The organism is Microbacterium umsixpiens, from assembly GCF_053543675.1.
Genome location: NZ_JBLVOH010000120.1, coordinates 22,191 through 28,415, shown reverse-complemented (window position 1 = coordinate 28,415; position 6,225 = coordinate 22,191). Strand labels below are relative to the sequence as shown.

The following is a 6,225-nucleotide window of genomic DNA, read 5'->3' as shown; positions in this document are numbered from 1 at the left end:
CCCGGACGTTGAGGTCTGAAGCAGTGCGCATCCGGGCGTAATGCGCCGTCTCCTCGCGCGTGTCGATCTGCACCGGCACACCGAGGGCGCGGTCCGTGCCGCGGTACAGGGTGTACTCAATCGTCCCTGGCTTGTGCTCCTCGATGAGGCGATAGACCTCGTTGCCGTCGTGGTACTCGGACCAGAGCGTCACGCCGGCGAGTCGCCCGTGACGGAACGTGGGGATCGCGGTATCCGCGGCGTACGCTTTCGGGAAGACATGGTCGTGCACATCGGCATCCCAGGCAACAGCGAGGTACGAGCCACCGAGGGCGGCCGAGTACTCGCCAGCAAGAAGGAGTTCGGCGTGCGTTTCGTCGGCACCCGTGATGTCGTCGAGGCGGGTCTGCGCCGGGTGTGCCCACCGCTTCCGCGACGCCCGCGTGTCGCCCTCCTGTAGGGGGACGTCGTCGGGCTTGCGGAACAGGATCTGCGGGGCCTCGCCGAACAGCAGATCAGCGGACAGAGTGCAGAGGTCGGCGGCGAGCGGCAGATGCATACGCATCCGCTTCTCTTCCTCGACGATCGGCTGGCCGAGGAACATCTTCGACAGGGAGCCGAGGTCGCAGCCTCAGATGGATGAATTCCCGTGGGGGCAGATGTTCACGGCGATCGCTGCGCTCGGTGGTGCGGCGATCGCCCTCCACGAGACGGTCGGGCACGGAGAGACGATCACCTACGGCGGGCTCGCCGCGCGCAGCGGCACCGACGTCCCCGCCCGGGGGATCGGTTCGATCATGGGTGCGAACCCCGTCCCCCTGATCGTGCCCTGTCATCGGGTGGTGGCCGGCGACGGCCTCGGCGGATACTCCGGCGGCGATGCGGGCCAGGGCCTCGAGACCAAGCGCTGGCTGTTGGAGCATGAGGGAGCTCTGCCGACCTCGCTGTTCTGAGCCGGCGCTGCGGCATCCGTCATCCCGTCATCTCACCGACGAACACCCTGCGAGAATGGACGTGCCGAGTCCCGAGCCGAGGAGCCAACGTGCAGTTCATCTCCACCCGCGGCGGCATGCAGCCGCAGTCGTTCAGCGAGACGCTGTTGGAGGGCCTCGCGCCCGACGGCGGACTGGCGGTGCCCGAGGCCATGCCGACCGTCGACGGCGAAACGCTCGAGCGCTGGCGTGCGCTGACGTACCCGCAGCTGGCGACCGAGGTGCTCGGGCTGTTCGCGACCGACATCCCGCGCGCGGATCTCGCGCGGATGACCGATGCGGCATACGCCGGCTTCCCCGACGGCGTCGTGCCGCTGCGGGCCATCGATGACGAGCTGACGCTCGTCGGGCTCTCCGAGGGGCCGACGCTCGCGTTCAAGGACATGGCGATGCAGTTCCTCGGACAGGTGCTCGAGTACACGCTGGAGCGCAACGACGCCGTGCTCAACATCCTCGGCGCGACCTCGGGCGACACCGGTTCTGCGGCCGAGCACGCCCTCCGCGGCAAGGAGCGCGTCGCGGTGTTCATGCTGTCGCCGCAGGGCCGCATGAGTGCGTTCCAGCGGGCGCAGATGTTCTCTCTCGACGACGCGAACGTGCACAACATCGCGGTCGAGGGCGTCTTCGACGACTGCCAGAACCTCGTGAAGAAGCTCGCCGGCGACCTCGACTTCAAGCGCGCGCAGCACCTGGGCGCGGTGAACTCGATCAACCTCGCGCGCATCACGGCGCAGACCGTCTACTACTTCTGGGCGTGGCTGCGGGCGACGGATGCCGGCGGCTGGACCGAGCTGTCCTTCACGGTGCCCTCCGGAAACTTCGGCAACATCCTCTCCGGCTTCTTCGCCAAGCAGATGGGGCTCCCGATCCGTCGCCTGGTACTCGCCGCGAACGAGAACAACGTCCTCGACGAGTTCTTCCGCTCCGGCATCTACCGCCCGCGCAGCGCCGCCCAGACGCTCGCGACCTCGAGCCCCTCGATGGACATCTCCAAGGCGTCGAACCTCGAGCGGTTCATCTTCGAGCTCGTCGGCCGTGACCCCGCCCGCGTCGTGGGGGCCTGGGACGACCTCGAGGCCCAGGGGTACTTCGACTTCTCGGCCGATCAGGAGCGCTTCCTCGAGGAGTTCGGCATCGTCAGCGGCACCTCGACGCACGCTGACCGGCTGGCGACGATCCGCTCGGTGTACGAGACGACGGGTGAGGTCATCGACCCGCACACGGCCGACGGCGTCAAGGTCGCGCGCGAGTATGTCGAGCCGGGTGTTCCGATGCTCGTGCTCGAGACGGCCAAGCCCGAGAAGTTCGCCGAGACGATCCACGAGGCCATCGGTGTCGAGCTCGGCTACGCCCCCGAGCTCCAGGAGATGCTCGACGCTCCCCAGCACGTGACCGAGATGGGTGACGACGAGCACGCGCTCCGCGCCTTCATCGAGACGAACGCGCTGCACTGACCTTCGCGGCGGTCGTCGAGACCCCCACTTCACGTCGAGACCCCCTCGTGCCGCTGTCGGCAGGAGGGGGTTTCGCTGTTTCCGGAGGTATCCACGCGAGCTGTCGCGGGCGTGACGCCGAGCCGGTACGTGCGATGCGCACATCCGGGTTCGATTCTCGTGCGATATGCACATGTCGTGCGGTGTGCGAGCGTGGCTACTGTGGCGCACAACCCGTTCCCCTCCTCCTCCCGAAGGATCCTCATGGCACGCACGGCGCACGCAGACGACTTCGCGCTCTCCCGGGTGACTCCCGAGGCCCGCAAACCCTGGTTCGGCATCGCCGTGCAGCGATTCGGACAGGTCTCGGCCCTCTCGCAGTTCCTCCTCGGCGCGACCCTCGGCTACAGCATGACTTTCGGCGAGGCTGTCCTCGCCTTCCTCTTCGGCTCGCTCATCCTCGAGGTGATCATGTGCGTGGTCGGCTTCATCGGCCAGCGCGAGGGCCTCAACACCGCCCTCCTCGCACGCTGGACCGGCTTCGGCGAGATCGGCGCCTCCCTGGTCGGGCTCGCGATCGGCATCAGCCTGATCGGCTGGTTCGGCATCCAGTCCGCGATCTCGGCGCAGTCGCTCGATGCCCTCATGCCCGGCGCTCTGCCGGTCTGGGCCTGGAGCCTCATCTTCGGCCTCGCGGTCACCGCGATCGTGGCCTTCGGCTTCGTCGGGATGCAGTGGCTCGCGAACATCACCGTGCCGCTGTTCCTCATCCTCGTCGGCTGGTCGGTCATCTCCGAGCTGAGCCGTCACGACATCGGCGAACTGCTCACGGGCCCCGCGCCCGGACCCACGATGAGCGTGTGGGCCGGAACCGGCATCGTCGCGGGTGGCCTCATCGTCGGCGCGATCATCACGGGCGACATGACCCGCTTCAACCGCTCGCGCGCCGACGTCATCAAGCAGACCGTGGTCGGCGTCTCCCTCGGCGAGTTCGTGATCGGCCTCGCCGGCGTGCTGCTGGCGCACGCCGCGGCCACGGGGGACATCGTCGCGATCGTCACCTCGTCGGTCGGGTTCATCGGCCTGTTCATCGTGCTCACCGGCACCCTGAAGATCAACGACTGGAACCTGTACTCCTCCACACTGGGCCTGGTGAACTTCATCTCGACCGCGTTCGGGAAGAACCTGCACCGCGTCACCACGACCATCGTGCTGGGCGTCGTCGGATCCGTGCTCGCCGCGGTCGGCATCCTCGGACAGTTCACCGAGTTCCTGATCGTGCTGAGCGTCGCGTTCCCCCCGATCGCCGGCATCATGGTCGCCGAGTACTACATCGTGCGTCGCTGGCGTCCCGACCTCGACGCGACGCGCGACGAAGGCACCCTCCCGGCGACCGCCCCGCGCATCGTCCCCGCGACGATCGTCGTCTGGCTGGTCTCCGCGCTGGTCGGCTACTTCGTGACGTGGGGCATCCCGTCGCTTCTCAGCCTTTTCCTCTCGATGGCCCTCTACATCGTCGCGGGCAAGCTCGGCTGGGTGCGCGGCGTCGGCGTGGCCACCACACGGCAGGCCGCACCGGTCGAACAGACAGCAGCGGCCTGAGCCGCTACAGATAGACACCCCTCACAGGAAAGCGAGCATCATGCACATCGGCATCGACGTCGGCGGCACCAACACCGACGCAGTCCTCATGGACGGCACCCGCACCCTGGCGGGGGTGAAGCACTCGACCACCCCCGACGTCACCAGCGGCATCATCCAGGCGATCGAGGACCTGCGGGCCGGACACTCGTTCGAGGGCGCCGACATCGATGCCGTCATGATCGGCACGACGCACTTCATCAACGCGCTCGTGCAGGCGAGCCGTCTCGCACCGGTCGCGGCCCTCCGGCTCGGGCTGCCCGCCACCCGTGCGCTGCCGCCCCTGATCGATTGGCCCGAGGTGCTGGTCGAAGCGACCCAGGCCCGCAGCTACCTCGCGCACGGCGGCTACGAGTTCGACGGCCGACCGATCTCACCGCTCGACCCCGACGAGATCCGGGCGCACGCCGAGGACATGAAGGCGCACGGCATCCGCTCGGTCGCCATCTCCTCGGTGTTCAGCCCCGTGAACCACGACCTCGAGGTGCGGGCGGCCGAGATCGTCGCGGAGGTGCTGGGGGCGGATGCCGCCATCTCGCTGTCGCACGAGATCGGACGCATCGGGCTCCTGGAGCGCGAGAACGCGACGATCATCAACGCCGCGCTGCGCGAGCTCGCCTCCGAGATCGTCGACGGGCTCACCTCGGCCGTTCGCGCCCAGGGCATCGAGGCGCCGATCTTCCTCAGCCAGAACGACGGCACGCTGATGGACGAGGAGTACGTGCGCCGCTACCCGGTCGCGACCTTCGCGTCCGGCCCGACCAACTCGATGCGCGGGGCAGCGGCCACCAGCGGCCTCGACGACTGCGCCGTGATCGACGTGGGCGGCACCACCGCCGACATCGGGTTGCTGATCAACGGCTTCCCACGCGAGACGGCGAACGAGGTCAAGGTCGCCGGCATCCGCACCAACTTCCGGATGCCCGATGTGCTCTCGCTCGGCATCGGCGGCGGCAGCATCGTCGACGAGGAGACGGCCGAGGTCGGCCCGGCTTCCGTCGGTTACAAGCTGACCACGGAGGCACTGGTCTTCGGCGGATCGACTCTGACCGCCACCGACATCGCCGTCGCGGCCGGTCGGGCGCAGGTCGGGGATGCGAGCAAGGTCGCGCACCTCGACCCGGCGTTCGTCGAGCGGGTGCTCGCGCGCATCGCCGAGCGCGTGTCCGAGGCCGTCGACCGCATGCGCACCTCGCCCGAGCCCATCGCGGTGGTCGCGGTCGGCGGCGGATCCATCCTGCTCCCCGACGAGCTTCCGCTGTTCGGCACGGTGCACCGGCCGGAGAACTACGCGGTCGCGAACGCCATCGGCGCCTCGATCGCACAGGTCGGCGGCGAGATCGACAAGGTCTACGCGATCGAGCCCGGTCGCCGCGAGGAGACGCTCGCCGAGGTGCGGGCCGAGGCCGTCGACAAGGCCATCGCCGCCGGAGCCAAACCCTCGACCGTGTCGATCATCGACTTCGACGAGGTGCCCATCCCGTACCTCCCGGGCAACGCGACGCGCATCCGCGTGAAAGCCGTCGGCGACCTCGACATGGGGGCGTGACATGAGCTGGACCATCACTCCCGCACACATCGACGGACTCGCCCGCGGCGCCGCCGTTCTCGGCACCGGTGGGGGAGGAGACCCCTACATCGGCGCGCTCCTCGCCCGTCAGGCGCTGACTTCCGGCGACGTCACCGTCGTCGGTCTCGACGAGGTGCCCGACGACGCGCTGGTGCTGTTCGTCGCGATGATGGGCGCGCCGACCGTCATGGTCGAGAAGCTCCCGAGCCTGGCCGAGGTCGTGGAGCCCGTCAAGGCGCTCAGCGTCCACCTCGGCCGCCCGATCACGCACATCGCGTGTGCGGAGGTGGGGGGCGTGAACTCGACCATCCCGATCGCCGCGGCTGCCGCCCTCGGGCTTCCGCTGGTCGACGCCGACGGCATGGGGCGCGCGTTCCCCGAACTGCAGATGGTGCTCCCGACCCTGTACGGCGTGACCGCGTCGCCCCTCGCGTTCAGCGACGAGAAGGGCAACACCGGCGTGCTGCAGACGGTCGACAACTCGTGGACCGAGCGCATCGCCCGCGTGGCCTGCGTCGAGATGGGCTGCTCGGTGATGATCTCCGGCTTCTCCATGTCCGGGACCGCCGCGCGCGAATCCCTCGTCGCGGGCTCGCTGTCCCGCTGCATC

General features: G+C 68.8%; 6 protein-coding genes. 5 read left to right on the top strand and 1 reads right to left on the bottom strand.

From position 1 onward, the window contains the following. Positions 1 to 583, bottom strand: a 583-nt coding sequence (locus ACNPM4_RS12110) for a hypothetical protein (protein WP_448985852.1), incomplete at its 3' end; no start/stop codon positions are given. 31 nt (positions 584 to 614) lie between these two features. Between ACNPM4_RS12110 and ACNPM4_RS12105 the strand changes: the two genes are divergently transcribed. The 5 genes from ACNPM4_RS12105 to ACNPM4_RS12085 form a co-directional block, all read left to right on the top strand. Then, positions 615 to 932, top strand: coding sequence for a methylated-DNA--[protein]-cysteine S-methyltransferase (locus ACNPM4_RS12105; protein WP_448985851.1), 318 nt, complete (start codon positions 615 to 617; stop codon positions 930 to 932). A gap of 89 nt (positions 933 to 1,021) precedes the next feature. Next, positions 1,022 to 2,425 carry a threonine synthase gene (thrC, locus tag ACNPM4_RS12100; RefSeq protein WP_448985850.1) on the top strand — a complete coding sequence of 468 codons (1,404 nt, stop codon included), beginning with the start codon at positions 1,022 to 1,024 and terminating at the stop codon, positions 2,423 to 2,425. Positions 2,426 to 2,668: 243 nt separating this feature from the next. Beyond that, positions 2,669 to 4,006: a purine-cytosine permease family protein gene (locus ACNPM4_RS12095; protein WP_262002285.1), complete on the top strand. Its 1,338-nt coding sequence runs from the start codon at positions 2,669 to 2,671 to the stop codon at positions 4,004 to 4,006. Between the two features lie 40 nt (positions 4,007 to 4,046). Beyond that, positions 4,047 to 5,594, top strand: coding sequence for a hydantoinase/oxoprolinase N-terminal domain-containing protein (locus tag ACNPM4_RS12090; RefSeq protein WP_029263811.1), 1,548 nt, complete (start codon positions 4,047 to 4,049; stop codon positions 5,592 to 5,594). Position 5,595: 1 nt separating this feature from the next. Beyond that, positions 5,596 to 6,225 (top strand): DUF917 domain-containing protein (locus ACNPM4_RS12085; protein ID WP_448985849.1); only part of this gene is annotated, 630 nt, incomplete at its 3' end.

Excerpts from the sequence above, each read along its gene's own strand:
- ACNPM4_RS12105 (WP_448985851.1), top strand. The coding sequence starts at position 615 with ATGGATGAATTCCCGTGGGGGCAGATGTTCACGGCGATCGCTGCGCTC.
- ACNPM4_RS12095 (WP_262002285.1), top strand. The coding sequence starts at position 2,669 with ATGGCACGCACGGCGCACGCAGACGACTTCGCGCTCTCCCGGGTGACT.
- ACNPM4_RS12090 (WP_029263811.1), top strand. The coding sequence starts at position 4,047 with ATGCACATCGGCATCGACGTCGGCGGCACCAACACCGACGCAGTCCTC.